The sequence below is a fragment of the Mycolicibacterium sp. XJ870 genome, assembly GCF_053483975.1.
In genome coordinates this window covers 1,548,561-1,563,147 of record NZ_JBEFTI010000001.1, presented here as the reverse complement: position 1 = coordinate 1,563,147, position 14,587 = coordinate 1,548,561, and the positions used below count along the sequence as shown (strand labels likewise).

17 protein-coding genes are annotated in these 14,587 nt (G+C 64.9%); 6 read left to right on the top strand and 11 right to left on the bottom strand.

Annotated features, from left to right (window positions below):
* The first annotated feature begins 6 nt into the window (after positions 1 to 6).
* The gene (locus ABQF30_RS07790) at positions 7 to 744 is read left to right on the top strand and encodes a dienelactone hydrolase family protein (protein ID WP_448462209.1); all 738 of its coding nucleotides are present in this window, start codon (positions 7 to 9) and stop codon (positions 742 to 744) included.
* A 14-nt stretch (positions 745 to 758) separates the two neighbouring features.
* Here ABQF30_RS07790 and ABQF30_RS07785 read toward each other — a convergent pair whose 3' ends face one another.
* The 4 genes from ABQF30_RS07785 to dapB all read right to left on the bottom strand — a co-directional run bounded on the left by ABQF30_RS07785 (position 759) and on the right by dapB (position 2,978).
* Complete coding sequence (locus ABQF30_RS07785; RefSeq protein ID WP_448462208.1) at positions 759 to 1,214, bottom strand: hypothetical protein; 456 nt, start codon at positions 1,212 to 1,214, stop codon at positions 759 to 761.
* A 110-nt stretch (positions 1,215 to 1,324) separates the two neighbouring features.
* The gene (locus tag ABQF30_RS07780) at positions 1,325 to 1,777 is read right to left on the bottom strand and encodes a flavodoxin family protein (RefSeq protein ID WP_448462207.1); all 453 of its coding nucleotides are present in this window, start codon (positions 1,775 to 1,777) and stop codon (positions 1,325 to 1,327) included.
* Entirely contained in the window at positions 1,774 to 2,244 is a 471-nt protein-coding gene (locus ABQF30_RS07775; RefSeq protein WP_448462206.1) for a tetratricopeptide repeat protein, read from the bottom strand. Before ABQF30_RS07775 ends, ABQF30_RS07780 begins: the two co-directional genes overlap by 4 nt.
* Positions 2,241 to 2,978 (bottom strand): 4-hydroxy-tetrahydrodipicolinate reductase, encoded by a 738-nt coding sequence (gene dapB / locus ABQF30_RS07770; protein ID WP_448462205.1) that lies wholly within the window; start codon positions 2,976 to 2,978, stop codon positions 2,241 to 2,243. The genes ABQF30_RS07775 and dapB overlap by 4 nt, the downstream gene beginning before the upstream one ends.
* A 194-nt stretch (positions 2,979 to 3,172) precedes the next feature.
* Between dapB and ABQF30_RS07765 the strand changes: the two genes are divergently transcribed.
* The gene (locus ABQF30_RS07765) at positions 3,173 to 4,012 is read left to right on the top strand and encodes a hypothetical protein (RefSeq protein ID WP_448462204.1); all 840 of its coding nucleotides are present in this window, start codon (positions 3,173 to 3,175) and stop codon (positions 4,010 to 4,012) included.
* A 75-nt stretch (positions 4,013 to 4,087) separates the two neighbouring features.
* The gene (locus ABQF30_RS07760) at positions 4,088 to 4,846 is read left to right on the top strand and encodes an META domain-containing protein (protein ID WP_448462203.1); all 759 of its coding nucleotides are present in this window, start codon (positions 4,088 to 4,090) and stop codon (positions 4,844 to 4,846) included.
* Between the two features lie 9 nt (positions 4,847 to 4,855).
* On the opposite strand, the gene ABQF30_RS07755 is transcribed toward ABQF30_RS07760, so the two are convergent.
* Complete coding sequence (locus ABQF30_RS07755; RefSeq protein ID WP_448462202.1) at positions 4,856 to 5,371, bottom strand: HTH-type transcriptional regulator AldR; 516 nt, start codon at positions 5,369 to 5,371, stop codon at positions 4,856 to 4,858.
* A 93-nt stretch (positions 5,372 to 5,464) separates the two neighbouring features.
* Between ABQF30_RS07755 and ald the strand changes: the two genes are divergently transcribed.
* The 3 genes from ald to ABQF30_RS07740 all read left to right on the top strand — a co-directional run bounded on the left by ald (position 5,465) and on the right by ABQF30_RS07740 (position 7,810).
* Positions 5,465 to 6,592 (top strand): alanine dehydrogenase, encoded by a 1,128-nt coding sequence (gene ald / locus ABQF30_RS07750; protein WP_448462201.1) that lies wholly within the window; start codon positions 5,465 to 5,467, stop codon positions 6,590 to 6,592.
* Positions 6,593 to 6,653: 61 nt separating this feature from the next.
* Complete coding sequence (locus tag ABQF30_RS07745) at positions 6,654 to 7,205, top strand: DUF4334 domain-containing protein (RefSeq protein ID WP_448462200.1); 552 nt, start codon at positions 6,654 to 6,656, stop codon at positions 7,203 to 7,205.
* A 113-nt stretch (positions 7,206 to 7,318) separates the two neighbouring features.
* Positions 7,319 to 7,810: an Hsp20/alpha crystallin family protein gene (locus tag ABQF30_RS07740; protein ID WP_448462199.1), complete on the top strand. Its 492-nt coding sequence runs from the start codon at positions 7,319 to 7,321 to the stop codon at positions 7,808 to 7,810.
* Between the two features lies 1 nt (position 7,811).
* Here the strand turns inward: ABQF30_RS07740 and bla are convergent, their stop codons facing one another.
* The 6 genes from bla to ABQF30_RS07710 all read right to left on the bottom strand — a co-directional run bounded on the left by bla (position 7,812) and on the right by ABQF30_RS07710 (position 14,524).
* Positions 7,812 to 8,687 (bottom strand): class A beta-lactamase, encoded by an 876-nt coding sequence (gene bla, locus ABQF30_RS07735; protein WP_448462198.1) that lies wholly within the window; start codon positions 8,685 to 8,687, stop codon positions 7,812 to 7,814.
* A gap of 44 nt (positions 8,688 to 8,731) precedes the next feature.
* Positions 8,732 to 10,084: a M16 family metallopeptidase gene (locus ABQF30_RS07730; protein ID WP_448462197.1), complete on the bottom strand. Its 1,353-nt coding sequence runs from the start codon at positions 10,082 to 10,084 to the stop codon at positions 8,732 to 8,734.
* The gene (locus ABQF30_RS07725; protein WP_448462196.1) at positions 10,062 to 12,347 is read right to left on the bottom strand and encodes a polyribonucleotide nucleotidyltransferase; all 2,286 of its coding nucleotides are present in this window, start codon (positions 12,345 to 12,347) and stop codon (positions 10,062 to 10,064) included. Before ABQF30_RS07725 ends, ABQF30_RS07730 begins: the two co-directional genes overlap by 23 nt.
* A gap of 324 nt (positions 12,348 to 12,671) precedes the next feature.
* Positions 12,672 to 13,163 (bottom strand): LppU family putative lipoprotein, encoded by a 492-nt coding sequence (gene lppU / locus ABQF30_RS07720; RefSeq protein ID WP_448463522.1) that lies wholly within the window; start codon positions 13,161 to 13,163, stop codon positions 12,672 to 12,674.
* A gap of 19 nt (positions 13,164 to 13,182) precedes the next feature.
* Positions 13,183 to 13,452 (bottom strand): 30S ribosomal protein S15, encoded by a 270-nt coding sequence (rpsO, locus tag ABQF30_RS07715; RefSeq protein ID WP_448462195.1) that lies wholly within the window; start codon positions 13,450 to 13,452, stop codon positions 13,183 to 13,185.
* Positions 13,453 to 13,549: 97 nt separating this feature from the next.
* Complete coding sequence (locus tag ABQF30_RS07710; protein WP_448462194.1) at positions 13,550 to 14,524, bottom strand: bifunctional riboflavin kinase/FAD synthetase; 975 nt, start codon at positions 14,522 to 14,524, stop codon at positions 13,550 to 13,552.
* Between the last annotated feature and the right edge of the window lie 63 nt (positions 14,525 to 14,587).

The window sequence follows — 14,587 nt, the reverse complement described above, 5'->3', positions numbered from 1 at the left end:
GAAGCCATGCCGATCATCAAGGACACCATCAGCACGCCCGACGGCACCTGCCCCGTCACCTTCGCGACGCCGGATGGCAGCGGGCCGTGGCCCGGGGTCGTCATGTACCCCGACGCCGGGGGCGCCCGCGACACATTCGACCAGATGGCGGCCCAACTTGCCGACGAGGGCTACGCCGTTCTTGTGCCCGACATGTACTACCGGGATGCCGGCTGGGCGCCGTTCGAGATGGCGACGGTGTTCAGCGACGAGGCCGAGCGGCAGCGGTTGTTCTCGATGATCGCCAAGGTCACTCCGGACATCATGGCGGCCGACGCGACGGCGTTGTTCGACTACCTGGAGGCCCGCCCCGACGTGGTCGAGAGCAAGTTCGGCACCACGGGGTACTGCATGGGCGGCCGGACGTCGTTGATTGTCGCCGGCCGGGTGCCGGAACGTGTTGCGGCGGCGATGTCCTTTCACGGCGGCGGGCTGGCCTCCGATGATCCGGGCAGTCCGCATCTGCTGGCCGACAAGATGCAGGCTGCGATCTATGTCGGTGGGGCGCAGAACGACGCCTCGTTCACGCCTGAGCATGCCAAGACGCTGGAGGAGGCTCTGACCGCCGCGGGCGTCGAGCACACCATCGAAATGTACGACGCCGCACACGGATTCGCGGTGCCGGACAATGCGCCGTACGATCCGGCGGCCGCGCAACAGCATTGGGACGCGATGGAGAGCTTCTTCGGGGCCAGGCTCGGCTGACCTGCTTCGAAAAGCTACTGATTGTCGTCGCGGTGCATGAACCTCCTGACCGCGCGGAGCACGCCCCTGCCGGCGTAGATGCCCGCCGCCACCGACACGATGATCATCGCGATGAACATGATCAGCCAGTTGGACCGGCTATGGCTGACGTTCCACCAGATGAAGGTGAACAGCAGCGCGCAGATGAACACCACGATGTCGCGCCAATTGCCCCGGTAGGACAACGCCGCCTCGCGAATCTCGCGGCTTCGTTCGCCGGCGGTGATCAACTCGTCGATGCGCTCATCGATGCTGGCCTTGAGCCGGGTCCGCCGCTCGGCGTCCTCTTCCGGTATCCGGGCCAGCAGGTCGAGATCCTTATTGATGAGGCCTCGTACATCCGGCCCCTTGATGTTGCCCGCGATCGCGCCGAGCATGGCACCGCCGGCAAGCGGTGCGGCACCTAGTGCGAGTTCGGCAATCCCCGGCATAACTCTCCTTCACTCATCAACGTGCACCCACAATCCATACGGACGCCCGGCGCCTTGGTCAAGCGCCGGGCAGCAACACGGTGCCGACGAAATGGCGCGGGCTGAGCCCGTCATCCCATCAATTGAGCAGCGATCGTCGCACCGAGTTCCCAGCATGCTTCCAGGTCATCCTTGCCCGGCTTACCCGTCACCACGACGTACTCGGCAGCCTTCACCCAGCCCAGCCCGGCGGTGATCCCGTCCACCGCCCGCGCGGCTCCCTCGGTGCCCTCGTTGCCGTGCAGCCACAGCCCGAACGGGCGCCCACGGGTCGAATCGAGCAGCTGGTAGTAGCTCTGGTCGAACGCATGCTTGAGGGCGCCGGAGATGTAGCCGAGGTTGGCCGGGGTGCCCAGTAGGTAGCCGTCGGCCTCCAACATCTCGACCGGCGAGACAGTCAGCGCCGGTCTACGCACCACCTCCACGCCCTCGATCTCGGGGGCGGTGGCCCCGGACACGACCGCCTCGAACATCTCCTGGCAGTGCGGCGACGGCGTGTGATGGACGATCAGAAGGGTGCTCATTGCGGGTCTTGCTCCTGCAGGCGTACGGCGGTGCGCATCGTTTCGCGGGCGCGGCTGCGGTCACCGGCATAGTCGTAGGCCCGGGCCAGCCGGTACCAACGCAGCCAGTTGTCGGGATCTTCTTCCAATTCGGCTTTGACGGTCGTGAACAACGCGTCAGCAGCGTCGCGTTCGATACGGCCGGACGGTCTGTGCGGCAACGCGCTGACGTCGAGTTCCATGTTCTGCTCCCGTGCCAGGCGGGCCAGGCGCTGATGCGCCAGGCCGGCGCGCAGGGTCGCGACCAGCACCCAGCCACCGATGATCGGAAAGGCCAGCAACGCTATTCCGAGCCCGACCGCCGCCGGCTCCCCGGACGTGATGAACACGAGTGCGGCGCGGCCCAGCATGAGGAAGTACCCGATCAGCGCCAGACACATGAAGCCGATCAGCAGCTGAATGCGCAGCGACCGCGCGCCGTCGCTCACGACAGGTCGAGCAGTGGCTCAATGCCGATGGTGAGCCCAGGCCGTTGGCTCACCTTCCGCACGGCCAGTAGCACTCCGGGCACGAATGACGACCGATCCAGGCTGTCGTGGCGAATGGTGAGGGTCTCCCCCTGAGTGCCGAAGAGCACTTCCTGATGGGCCACCAAGCCGGCCAGCCGTACCGAATGCACCGGAATACCGTCGACGTCGGCACCGCGGGCACCGTCCAGTCCGGTGCTGGTGGCATCCGGGTTGGGCGGCAACCCTTTTCGTGCTTCGGCGACAAGTTTCGCAGTGCGCGCCGCAGTACCCGACGGGGCGTCCGCCTTGTACGGATGGTGCAGTTCGATGATTTCGACGGACTCGAAATACCGTGCAGCCTGCTTGGCGAAATGCATTGACAGCACAGCACCGATCGCGAAGTTCGGCGCGATGAGCACCGCGGCGTCAGGCTTGCCCTTGAGCCAGGCCTCAACCTGCTCGATCCGTTCCCAAGTGAACCCGGTGGTTCCGACAACCGCATGAATGCCGTTGTCGATCAAGAACTTCAGGTTGTCCATCACCACATCCGGATGGGTGAAGTCGATGACCACCTCGGTCTGGGACTCCGTGAGCAGGCTGAGCGGATCGCCGGCATCGACCCCGGCTGACAGCGTCAAATCCTCAGCGGTTTCGACCGCCTGCACCATGGTCGCGCCGACTTTGCCCTTTGCTCCGAGAACACCAACTCGCATGGCTGGAGCCTACTGCGCGCGATCTCTCGGTCGTCGGAGCCCGGCCACGAACAATCTTCAGCCACTTTGGTCACTTGGGCCTCAAATCGGAAAGGATGTGGGCGTCGGCAGCCTCGGCGACGCCATCGGTGATGGCATCGCCGCAGTTGGCGACACAGGGAATGCCATCGGAGGACTAGCAAAGGACGCATGGGATGCGATCTTCTGAGCCGGCAGACGTGCGCCAAGGATTGAAGGGGGGAAGCGACGGTGTCCGCTTCTACTTCGCACTCGCGACGCTGACCACGATCGCCGTGGTCTCAGTCCTGTTCGGAATCGTTGTCGCACGAGCCGGCAACTTTACAGCGCTCAGGTACTGCCTGCTGTTCGCGCTGTTTATGGTTCTCGTGATTGCATACAGCGTCGTCGTTCGATACCGGCGTGTGGACCTTTCAGCGGCGGTCCGGACGGTGGAGCGGGATGGCATTCCGGGGACGGAGATTCGTTATTCGGCCTGGCATTTCACCATCCTGGTCGCGGTGATGGGATGTGGCGCAATCTTTTGCGGGATGGCAGCCATCGAGATATTCATCCACCAGGACGAGGGGTTTCCCGGTGGCGCAGTGCTGTTGGGCGCGCTGGGAGTCGTGTTCGCGTCGTTCGGAGCTGCAGTGATCTTCGGACGCATCCGCCGTGGTGGTATCACCCTGTCGAGTCAGGGAATTGTGCACCGCGGATGGAGCTTCGAGTCGCGACTGGACTGGCCGGCGATCGCGGGTGTAATGCTGGCATTTGTCGGCTACACAGGCTTACCCGTCATCCTGGTGGGCGGGCAGGCCAATGCCAATTGGGTGCGCCGGTACACGACTCGCTTCTGGCGCATCGATCGCCTCCCGAAAGTACCGATGATCCAATTCGAGTGCCGAAGATTCGATGCCGATCCCCACATCCTGTACGACTACGTGCGGGCCTACGTCGACAACCCAGAATTGCGCAGCGAACTCGGCACCGAAGCGGCACTCACCCGAGCTCGGCAATCACACCTCGCTGGCTGATGCCGAATCGTTTTGGGCGGATCAACCCCACGGATAACCCGCCGTGCGCAGCGTCCGGACCTCTACCGTAGGGGCATGCGTCTGCTGCCGATCGCGCTCGCCGTCCTCGCTCTCGCCGCGTGTTCGGACAACGCCGGCGCCGACGACAGCCCGAACGGCCGTAACTTCGTCTCGGTACAGGTCGAGGGCGATCAGATCCCGGGCGGCGGGCCGCTGACAGTCGGATTCGACGGCGGTCAGATCAGCACGTTTGCGGGGTGCAACCACGGATCCGGCACTGTCGACCTCGCCGAGGGCCGCGTCGTCACCCAACTGGCCAGCACGATGATGGCGTGCCCACCGCCGGTCGGCGACTCCGACCTGTGGGTGTCACGGTTCTTCGACGCACAGCCCTCGTGGTCTCTCGACGGTGACACCCTCACCCTGAAGACCGACACTGCGACCGTCACGCTGAAGGACAAGAAGGTGGTTCACCCCGACCGTCCGCTCACCGACACCACCTGGCAAGTGACCAGCCTGGTCTCCGCGCAGGCGGTCACGACATCGCAGGCGTTGGAGCAAGGCAAACCCACGCTGAAGATCGCCGCCGACGGCACCGTCACCGGCTCGACCGGATGCAACCAGATCACCGGTCGCGCAGTGGTGTCCGGCACGCCGGCCGTCATCGACTTCGGCCCGCTGGCCACCACACGCAGAGCCTGCCCGGATGGCCTCGGCGAGGTCGAACAGACCGTGCTGCGCGTCCTCGACGGCAAGGTGCAGTCTGCGATCGAAGGTGACGAGTTACGCCTGACCGGTGCCGACGGCAACGGGCTGATCCTGCGCGCCCAGTAGCTCGGGTGACTACAGGGGTGACGCCCCGCGCAGATGCTCGAAGATCAGCGACGTCTGCGTACCGGCGACATCGGCGTCGGCGTTGAGGTTCTCCACCACGAATGCCCGCAGATCCTCGGTGTCACGGGTGGCGACGTGCAGGATGAAATCGTCACCGCCCGCCAGAAAGTAGACGTCCATCACCTGTGGCCGCGTCCGGATGTGCGCGATGAAGCTGCGGATCTTGCCGCGTGCGTTCGACTGCAGGCTGACCGAGATCATCGCCTGCAGACCAAGACCCACGGCGGCCGGGTCGATATCGGTGTAGAAGCCACGGATCACCCCGATCTCCTGGAGTCGCCGAACCCGCCCGTGACACGTCGACGCGGCGATGCCCACCGAATCGGCAAGCGCGCTGTTGGAGATGCGGGCGTCGGCATGCAGCGCCAACAGGATGCGCCGGTCCACATCATCTAGGTCAGGTTGCCGAACATCCTTCGGCGGACGGCTCGCACGCGCTAGCGGTATTGACGTTTCTTCTGCCATTCCGCCAATCTAGCGAATCTTCATCATCGATATTGCTCAGAGTTCGAAGGTTCTTCACAATTGTTCTAGCACATCCACTCTGAAGGAGCGATCATGCTCGTCGGAATCCCGACCGAGATCAAGAACAACGAGTACCGCGTGGCCATCACCCCTGCGGGCGTTGCCGAGCTGACCCGTCGTGGCCACGACGTGATCATCCAGGCAGGTGCCGGCGACGGCTCAGCCATTTCCGACAACGACTACAAGGCCGCGGGTGCCGAGATCGTCACCACCGCCGACCAGGTTTGGGCCGACGCCGAGCTTCTGCTCAAAGTCAAAGAGCCGATCGAAGCCGAATACTCGCGCATGCGCCAGGGCCAGACTCTGTTCACCTACCTGCATCTCGCGGCCTCGAAGCCGTGCACCGACGCGCTGCTGGCTTCCGGCACCACCTCGATCGCTTACGAGACCGTGCAGACCGCCAACCCAGACGGATCAGCCGCGCTTCCTCTTTTGGCCCCGATGAGTGAGGTCGCCGGCCGACTCTCTGCGCAGGTCGGCTCCTACCACCTGATGCGCAGCCACGGTGGCCGCGGTGTGCTCATGGGCGGCGTGCCCGGTGTCGCTCCGGCCGAGGTGGTCGTGATCGGTGGCGGCACTGCGGGTTACAACGCTGCGCGGGTGGCTGCCGGAATGGGCGCCCACGTCACGGTGTTCGACCTCAATCTCAACACGCTGCGTCGCGTCGACGGTGAGTTCGGTGGGCGCATCGAGACTCGTTACTCATCGAGCCTGGAGCTCGAGGAAGCCGTCAAGCGTGCCGATCTGGTGATCGGTGCAGTCCTGGTTCCGGGTGCCAAGGCCCCGAAGCTGGTGACCAATTCGACTGTGGCCCACATGAAGTCGGGCGCTGTACTAGTGGATATCGCCATCGACCAGGGCGGCTGCTTCGAGGATTCCCGGCCGACGACGCATGACGATCCGACCTTCAAGGTCCACGACACGGTCTTCTACTGCGTTGCCAATATGCCCGGGGCCGTGCCGCGCACGTCGACCTTCGCGCTGACCAACGCCACCATGCCGTACGTGCTCAAGCTTGCCGATCAGGGTTGGCAGGCCGCATGCCGCGCCGACGCCGCACTGGCCAAGGGCCTGTCGACACACGAGGGCGGGTTGCTGTCCGAGCAGGTCGCCAGCGACTTGGGCATGCCGTTCACCGACCCAGCACCCTTCTTGGCGTAATCAGCCCCCCACCATCACAGACGTTGGCCATTGTTGACAGGTGTCAAGTATGGTGGCTGCCATGTTGCAGGAGCTGTTTGTGACCGTGCCGACCACCACCGCCGAGGCCCTTGAGGTGTTCGACGCCGCCGAGGCCGTCGAACCGGACTTCATGATCGGCACTTGGCACGGTGCCGAACTTCCCACCTGCCACCCGCTCGACGGGGTGCTGGTGGCCAGCGGGTGGTGGGGAAAGCAGTTCATCGACGCCGAGACCGTGCACCCACTGCTGTTCCCAGCGGCCGACGACGCGTCCCTGTGGGCGCTCAATCCCGCGCTGGCGTTCGGCGGTCTCGGGATCGTGACGAAGGTGCCGCTGCTGAAGAACCGTCCGATGGCCGGCCCGATCTCCACCATGCGGCCGGTACTGCAAGCCCGGGGCGCCAAAGCGAGGCTGCGCACCACCCGATACCGCGGCGTCGACACGGCCACGATGATCTACGACCAGCTGCCCATCAACGACGTGTTCCGCCGCTTGACCGACGACGCCGTGATCGGGGCGATGGACCTGCGCGGATCGGCCAAGCCCTACTTCTTCGTGCTGCGCCGCGACACCTCCATGCGGCTGGCCTAGCAGCCGCACGTACTCGAGCTGTTCACCGCGCATTCGGCCGACGGATCAAAAGCGATGCTTGGATCGAAAGAGCAAGCGTCACAAGTCATTTACCCGGATCCTAGGAGTCACCCGTGGTTAACCTGCCCGTCGCGCACCAGCCCCGTCCGTTCCTGCCGGAACTCTCCGAGTTCTTCGCCGGGATCACGCCCTTCGCCAGCCTGCGGCCCATCTTCGAGCGCAACCTCATGCGTATCGAGGACGAGGCCACCGACGATCATTACGAGCTGCGCGCCGAGATTCCCGGTATCGACCCGGCCAACGACGTCCACATCACCGTGATCGAGGGGCAGCTCACCGTCAAGGCCGAGCGGGCCGAACGCACCGACGTCAGCTCGCGCTCCGAATTCTCCTACGGTTCGTTCGTGCGCACCGTGACACTGCCGGCCGAGGCCAACGAAGAAGAGATCACCGCCAGCTACGAACGCGGCATCCTGACGGTGCGGGTTCCGCTGACGCAAAACCCGTCCGGCGCACGGCAGATCGCAATCCAGAACGCCGAGAACCACGGTGCTGAGAATGCAACGGTCGAGAACGCCGCCGCCGATATCGACCCGGTCGAGTAGGTCAGAGTAGCGACGGCAGCACCAGTGCCGTCAGCTCGCCGATGAGCGGTCGCAGATTGGCGGCTTTCGGGTCGTCGGTCTGTGACCGCGTCATTATCGCCAACAACAGTCTTTCACCGCCCGGACCGTAGGCCATACCGACATCGTTGGTACTGCCGTAATCCCCGCTGCCAGTCTTGTCAGCGGTGGTCCAGCCGGCAGGCAGCCCGGCCCGCATGCTCGACGTCTGATTGGCGCGCATCCACTCCTGAAGTTGATTGCGCTGGGGCGGCAGGAGGGCGTCGCCTTCCAGGAGCGCCCGGTATCCGATTGCCAATGCCGCCGGCGTGCTGGTATCCCGGGGATCGCCGGGGATGGCCGAGTTCAACTCGATCTCCCAACGGTCGAGCCGGGTGCGCTCGTCGCCGACGCTGCGGGCGAACGCGGTGATGCCGGGAGGGCCGCCAATGGTCTTCAACAGCAGGTTGGCCGCCGTATTGTCGCTGCGCTGCAACGCCGCCTGGCACAACTCGCCGATCGTCATCTCACCGCCGGCCCGTGCTTCGGTCACCGGCGAATTCGCCACGATGGCGGCAGCGTCGACGAACACCCGCTGATCCAGCGAAAGCTCGCCGCGCCCCACCATCTGCAGCACCCGGCCCGCGGCATAGCCCTTGAACGTCGAGCACATGGCAAACATCTCGTCGGGACGGTGGGTGACCGTTCGAGGCGAATTGAGATTCGCTGCGTAGATACCGATCAGCGCATTGTGCCGCTGTTCCAGCTCGCTGATCTGATCGTCGACCGGCGCCGCGTGCGCCGGCGCGCTACTCAACCCGGCCACCGCCGCTGCCACCAGGGATCCGAACAGTACGTTGCGCCGCGAGAATTCGGTCATTGGACCGAGCGTACAGTCCCTCTCCCGGTACCTGCGTACGCGTGTCAGCCGACCAGAGCCCGAAGGCGCTGCGGTAGTGAACTTTTCGCTTGCTGGGGGCCGAGAACAGCCGCACCGTAGTCGCGGGTCAGAAGCTGGCGTGCAACGGCGTTGACCTCGTCGAGCGTGACGGCGTCGATCTGAGCCAACGTGTGCTCGATGGTCTTGTGCTCGCCGTAATTCAATTCGCTGCGGCCGATCCGGTGCATGCGCGACGCGGAATCCTCCAGGCCGAGCACCAGCCCACCCCGCAGCGAACCCTTCGCGATCCGGCACTCGTTCTCGGTGATGCCTTCCCGCGCAACGTCTTCCAGCACATCGATGGTTACCCGAACCACCTCGTCAAACCGCTCAGGCTGGCAGCCCGCGTAAATGGACAGCGCGCCACTGTCGGAGAAGGTGTCCACCGTCGAGTACACCGAGTAGGCCAATCCCCTGGCCTCCCGAATCTGTTGGAACAGTCGCGAACTCAGGCCGCCACCCAACGCGCTGTTGAGCACCGACAGCGCCCAGCGATGCTCCCAGTGCCGTCCAGGAGTACGCACGCCCAGCGACACATGGGTCTGCTCACCGTCCCGATCGATCGCAACCAACGACGGTCGGCCGGGCACCCGGCCCGACCCTTTGCGGGGCGCCATCGCGGCGCGTCCGGACACCAGCCGATTGCCGAAGTGGTGCCGCGCCAGCGCCACCACGTCGTCATGATCGACGTTGCCCGCCACGGCCAGCACCATGCGGTCGGGGGTGTAGCGCCGCATGTGGAACGAATGCAGTTGCGCGCGTGTCATCTCCGAGATCGACTCGATGCTGCCGATCACCGGCCGCCCGACCGGGTGATCGCCGAACATGGCCGTCAAGAACACGTCGCCCAGGGTGTCCTCGGGATCGTCGTCACGCATGGCGATCTCTTCGAGGACCACGTCGCGCTCCACCTCGACGTCATCGGCCGCGCACCGGCCACGCAGCACCACGTCCGCGACCAGATCGACGGCCAGTTCCAGATCAGTGTCCAGGACGTGCGCGTAGTAGCAGGTGTGCTCCCTGGCGGTGAACGCGTTCAGTTCACCGCCCACAGCGTCGACCGATTGAGCGATCTCCACTGCGGTGCGGTTAGGAGTGGCCTTGAACAGCAGGTGTTCCAGAAAGTGGGCGGCGCCCGCGACGCTTCGGCCCTCGTCGCGGGAGCCGACACCGACCCACACCCCGACCGATGCAGAATGCACCGACGGGATGAACTCGGTGACCACCCGCAGACCGCCGGGCAAAGTGGTCCGGCGGATGTGCGATGTCTCCAGTGTGGATGCCTCGGTTCGAGCCGACGTGTAGGCCGGCGTATCAGGCTTCGGCGGACGCAACATCGGCAGGCGCAGCAGTGTCCCCAGCGGCCTCGGTGGTGTTGTCGGCCTGCTCTGCCTGCTCCGCTTGCTCTTCTGCGACGAGCACGAGCGAGATCTTGCCGCGGTTGTCGATGTCGGCGATCTCCACGCGGAGCTTGTCGCCGACCTTCACCACGTCCTCGACCTTGTTGATGCGCTTGCCGCGACCCAACTTCGAGATGTGCACCAGACCGTCACGGCCCGGCAGCAGCGACACAAACGCACCGAAATCGGTTGTCTTGACCACGGTTCCGAGGAACCGCTCACCGATCTTGGGCAGCTGCGGATTAGCAATCGCATTGATCTTGTCGATCGCGGCCTGGGCGGCTTCGCCGTTGCTGGCGCCGACGAACACGGTGCCGTCGTCCTCGATGGAGATCGACGCGCCGGTCTCCTCGGTGATCGAGTTGATCATCTTGCCCTTGGGCCCGATCACCTCGCCGATCTTGTCGACCGGCACCTTGATGGTGGTGATCCGCGGTGCGTACGGGCTCATCTCGTCCGGAGCGTCGATGGCCTCGGCCATCACCTCCAGGATGGTGACCCGGGCGTCCTTGGCCTGGGCCAGCGCACCCGCAAGCACCTTGGACGGGATGCCGTCGAGCTTGGTGTCGAGCTGCAGCGCGGTGACGAAGTCCTTGGTGCCTGCGCACTTGAAGTCCATGTCACCGAATGCGTCCTCGGCACCGAGGATGTCGGTCAGGGTGACGAAGCGACGCTCGGTCTTGCCGTCAACTTCTACGTCGTCGGAGACCAGGCCCATGGCGATACCGGCAACCGGCGCCTTCAGCGGCACACCGGCGTTGAGCAGCGACAGGGTCGAGGCGCACACCGAACCCATGGAGGTTGAACCGTTGGAGCCCAACGCTTCCGACACCTGGCGGATCGCGTACGGGAACTCCTCGACGCTCGGCAGCACGGGCATGAGGGCCCGCTCGGCCAGTGCGCCGTGGCCGATTTCGCGACGCTTGGGCGAGCCGACGCGGCCGGTCTCACCGGTCGAGAACGGCGGGAAGTTGTAGTGGTGCATGTAGCGCTTGGAGGTTTCCGGCCCGAGCGAGTCGATCTGCTGAGCCATCTTGACCATGTCCAGCGTGGTGACACCCATGATCTGGGTCTCGCCGCGCTCGAACAGGGCGCTGCCGTGCGCCCGCGGGATGATGGCGACCTCCGCGCTCAACGCGCGAATATCGGTGACACCACGGCCGTCGATACGGAAGTGGTCGGTCAGGATGCGCTGACGCACCAGCTTCTTGGTCAGCGACCGGAACGCGGCGCCGATTTCCTTCTCGCGGCCGGCGTAGGTCTCGGAGAGACGCTCGAGCACCTCGACCTTGATCTCGTCGGTGCGGTCATTGCGCTCGTTCTTGCCGGCGATGGTCAGCGCCTTGGCGAGCTCGTCAGTCGCGACAGAGGAAACCGCGTAGTAGACGTCGTCCTGGTAATCGGGGAACACCGGGTAGTCGGCGGTCTCCTTGCCTGCGGACTCGGCGAGCGCCTGCTGTGCCTTGCACAGTTCGGCGATGAACGGCTTGGCGGCCTCAAGGCCCTCGGCCACGACGGCTTCGGTGGGCGCCTGGGCGCCGCCGGCGACGAGTTCGATGACCTTGTCGGTGGCCTCAGCCTCGACCATCATGATCGCGACATCACCGTCAGCGACCACACGACCGGCGACGACCATGTCGAACACGGCCTTTTCCAGCTGCTCGACGGTCGGGAAAGCGACCCATTGACCCTCGATCAGCGCGACGCGGACACCGCCGACGGGGCCGGAGAACGGCAGACCCGAGATCTGTGTCGACGCCGAGGCGGCGTTGATCGCCAGCACGTCGTAGAGATCCTTGGGATCCAGGCTCAGGATCGTGACCACGACCTGGATCTCGTTGCGCAGTCCGCTGACGAACGTCGGGCGCAGCGGGCGGTCGATGAGACGACACGTCAGGATCGCATCGGTGGAGGGCCGGCCCTCTCGCCGGAAGAACGACCCGGGGATGCGTCCGGCGGCGTACATCCGCTCTTCCACATCGATGGTCAGCGGGAAGAAGTCGAAATGGTCTTTAGGCGTCTTGCTGGCGGTGGTCGCGCTCAGCAGCATGGTCTCGTCGTCGAGGTAGGCGACGACCGAACCGGCGGCCTGCTGGGCAAGGCGTCCTGCCTCAAAACGGATGGTGCGGGTGCCAAAGCTCCCGTTATCGATGACGGCGGTGGTTTCGAACACGCCGTCTTCAAGTTCGACTGCAGACATTTAGTCCGAAGGCCTCTCTGATTTTTCATTCAGCTGTTTCGCGTCGTCACGCTCAGATATGCCACGGGCCTGGATACGGCTACGGCCGTCGATCGAAGCGGCCGGATATGCCCATTCCGGCATTCCCGGCAGCCACTACCGAAGACCGCCCGTCCAGGCGGGCCCTGATGTGACTCGCAGGAGCAGCGCCCGCGGGATCGCGGGTACCGCACCTCACGTTCAATCGGCCAGCAAGTATTCGTAGTGCGAACTCGAATCAACTTCGGCCATCGAACGCCCTCATGCTACACGGCAGCAACAGTCGGACCGCCAACGCGGCGCTGCTTAGGCCACGTCCTCCACACACACGGTGAACTGGCGTTCGTCGTACGCGTAGCCCACCCCGGTGGCGCATTGATCGGCGTTCGAGACGCCTTGCAGGATCTCCGTCGCCCGCTGCCGGTGCGGCGCATCGGAATCGGCGCAATCCACCCGGTACGGGTCGGTGTCGTTCTCCGGATCGATGCTCATGCAGCCGCCGACGACCCAGTCGATGTCCATGCAGACGGTTTCGGAGTCATCGTTGAACGGACTCGTCATCGAGTAGTACGAGTCCACGTCCATCGGACACTGGTCGCTGTCGCTGACCGTGGAGACCACTTTGAAGTTGGACTGCTTGCTACCGCACACCGCCTCAGTGGCTTCCGGACGCTCCAGCGTGCCGCCGATCTTGAGGCAGTCGCCAGCCTGCATGTCCGCGGCTGCCGCCGAGGAACATCCCGTCAAAATCCCAACAGCGAGTAACGCGGCGGCCCCCTGAATCAGGACCGCGGGCAGGGACGGCACTAAGGCCGCGTCAGCGACGCAGCCCGAGGCGCTCGATCAGCGAGCGGTAGCGCGCCACATCGACCTGCGCGACGTACTTGAGCAGGCGGCGACGACGGCCGACCAGCAGCAGCAGACCGCGGCGCGAGTGGTGGTCGTGCTTGTGCTCCTTGAGGTGCTCGGTCAGGTCCGAGATCCGCTTGGTCAGCAGGGCGACCTGCGCCTCCGGCGAACCGGTATCGGTGTCATGCAGGCCGTAGGAGCCCAGGATCTCTTTTTTCTGCTCGGCTGTAAGCGCCACGAAGTAACTCCATCATTTTCAGTCCCGCGAACACATTCTCGGCACAGCCACCGCGGACTGCAGCATGCGCCGGATCGCCCAGAAGTTTAGCAGTGACCTACTGCGCAGCAAGAATCGTGCGAGCGCGGTCGGTATCGGCTTCCATCGCCACCACCAGATCCTTGACCATGTCGAACTTCTCCTGGCCGCGGATGCGGGCCACGAAATCGACCGCGACGTGCTGGCCGTACAGGTCGGCATTGGTGTCGAGGACAAACGCCTCGACGGTGCGGGTGCGACCCGAAAAAGTCGGGTTCGTGCCCACCGATACCGCGGCCTGATAGCGCTCGCCGGGAATCACCGTGCCCATCACCGGGCCGTGGCCCAGCACGGTGAACCACGCCGCGTACACGCCGTCGGCCGGAATCGCCGAATACATCGGCGGCGCCACATTGGCGGTGGGAAAGCCCAGCACCCTGCCGCGACCGTCGCCCCGCACCACCACGCCCTCGACGCGGTGCGGGCGACCCAATGCCTCGGCTGCCGCCACCACATCCCCGGCGTCGACGCACGAGCGGATGTAGGTGGACGAGAACGTGACGGTTTCGTCGCGATGGTGTTCAGAAACCAGCGACATGCCCTCGACCGCGAACCCGAACCGCTCCCCTGCCTTGCGCAGCATGGTCACGTTTCCCGCCGCCTTCTTGCCGAAGGTGAAGTTCTCCCCCACCACGACCTCGACGACATGCAGGTTCTCCACCAGCAGTTCGTGGATGTAGCGCTCAGGGGTGAGCTTCATGAAGTCGGAGGTGAACGGCATCACCAGGAACACGTCGACGCCCAGTTCCTCGACCAGCTCGGCCCGCCGGGTCAGCGTCGTCAGCTGTGCCGGATGACTACCTGGGAACACCACTTCCATCGGATGTGGGTCGAAGGTCATCAGCACCACCGGTACCCCGCGCGACCTGCCCGCTTTCACCGCGTGGCTGATCAGCTCGGCATGTCCACGGTGAACACCGTCGAACACCCCAATGGTGACAACACACCTGCCCCAGTCCGTGGGGATCTCGTCCTGCCCACGCCAGCGCTGCACAGCAGCTAGCCTACGACCCAGCCGCGCCGTGGTCTGCTCTAGATCCCCAGATCAGGTGATGAT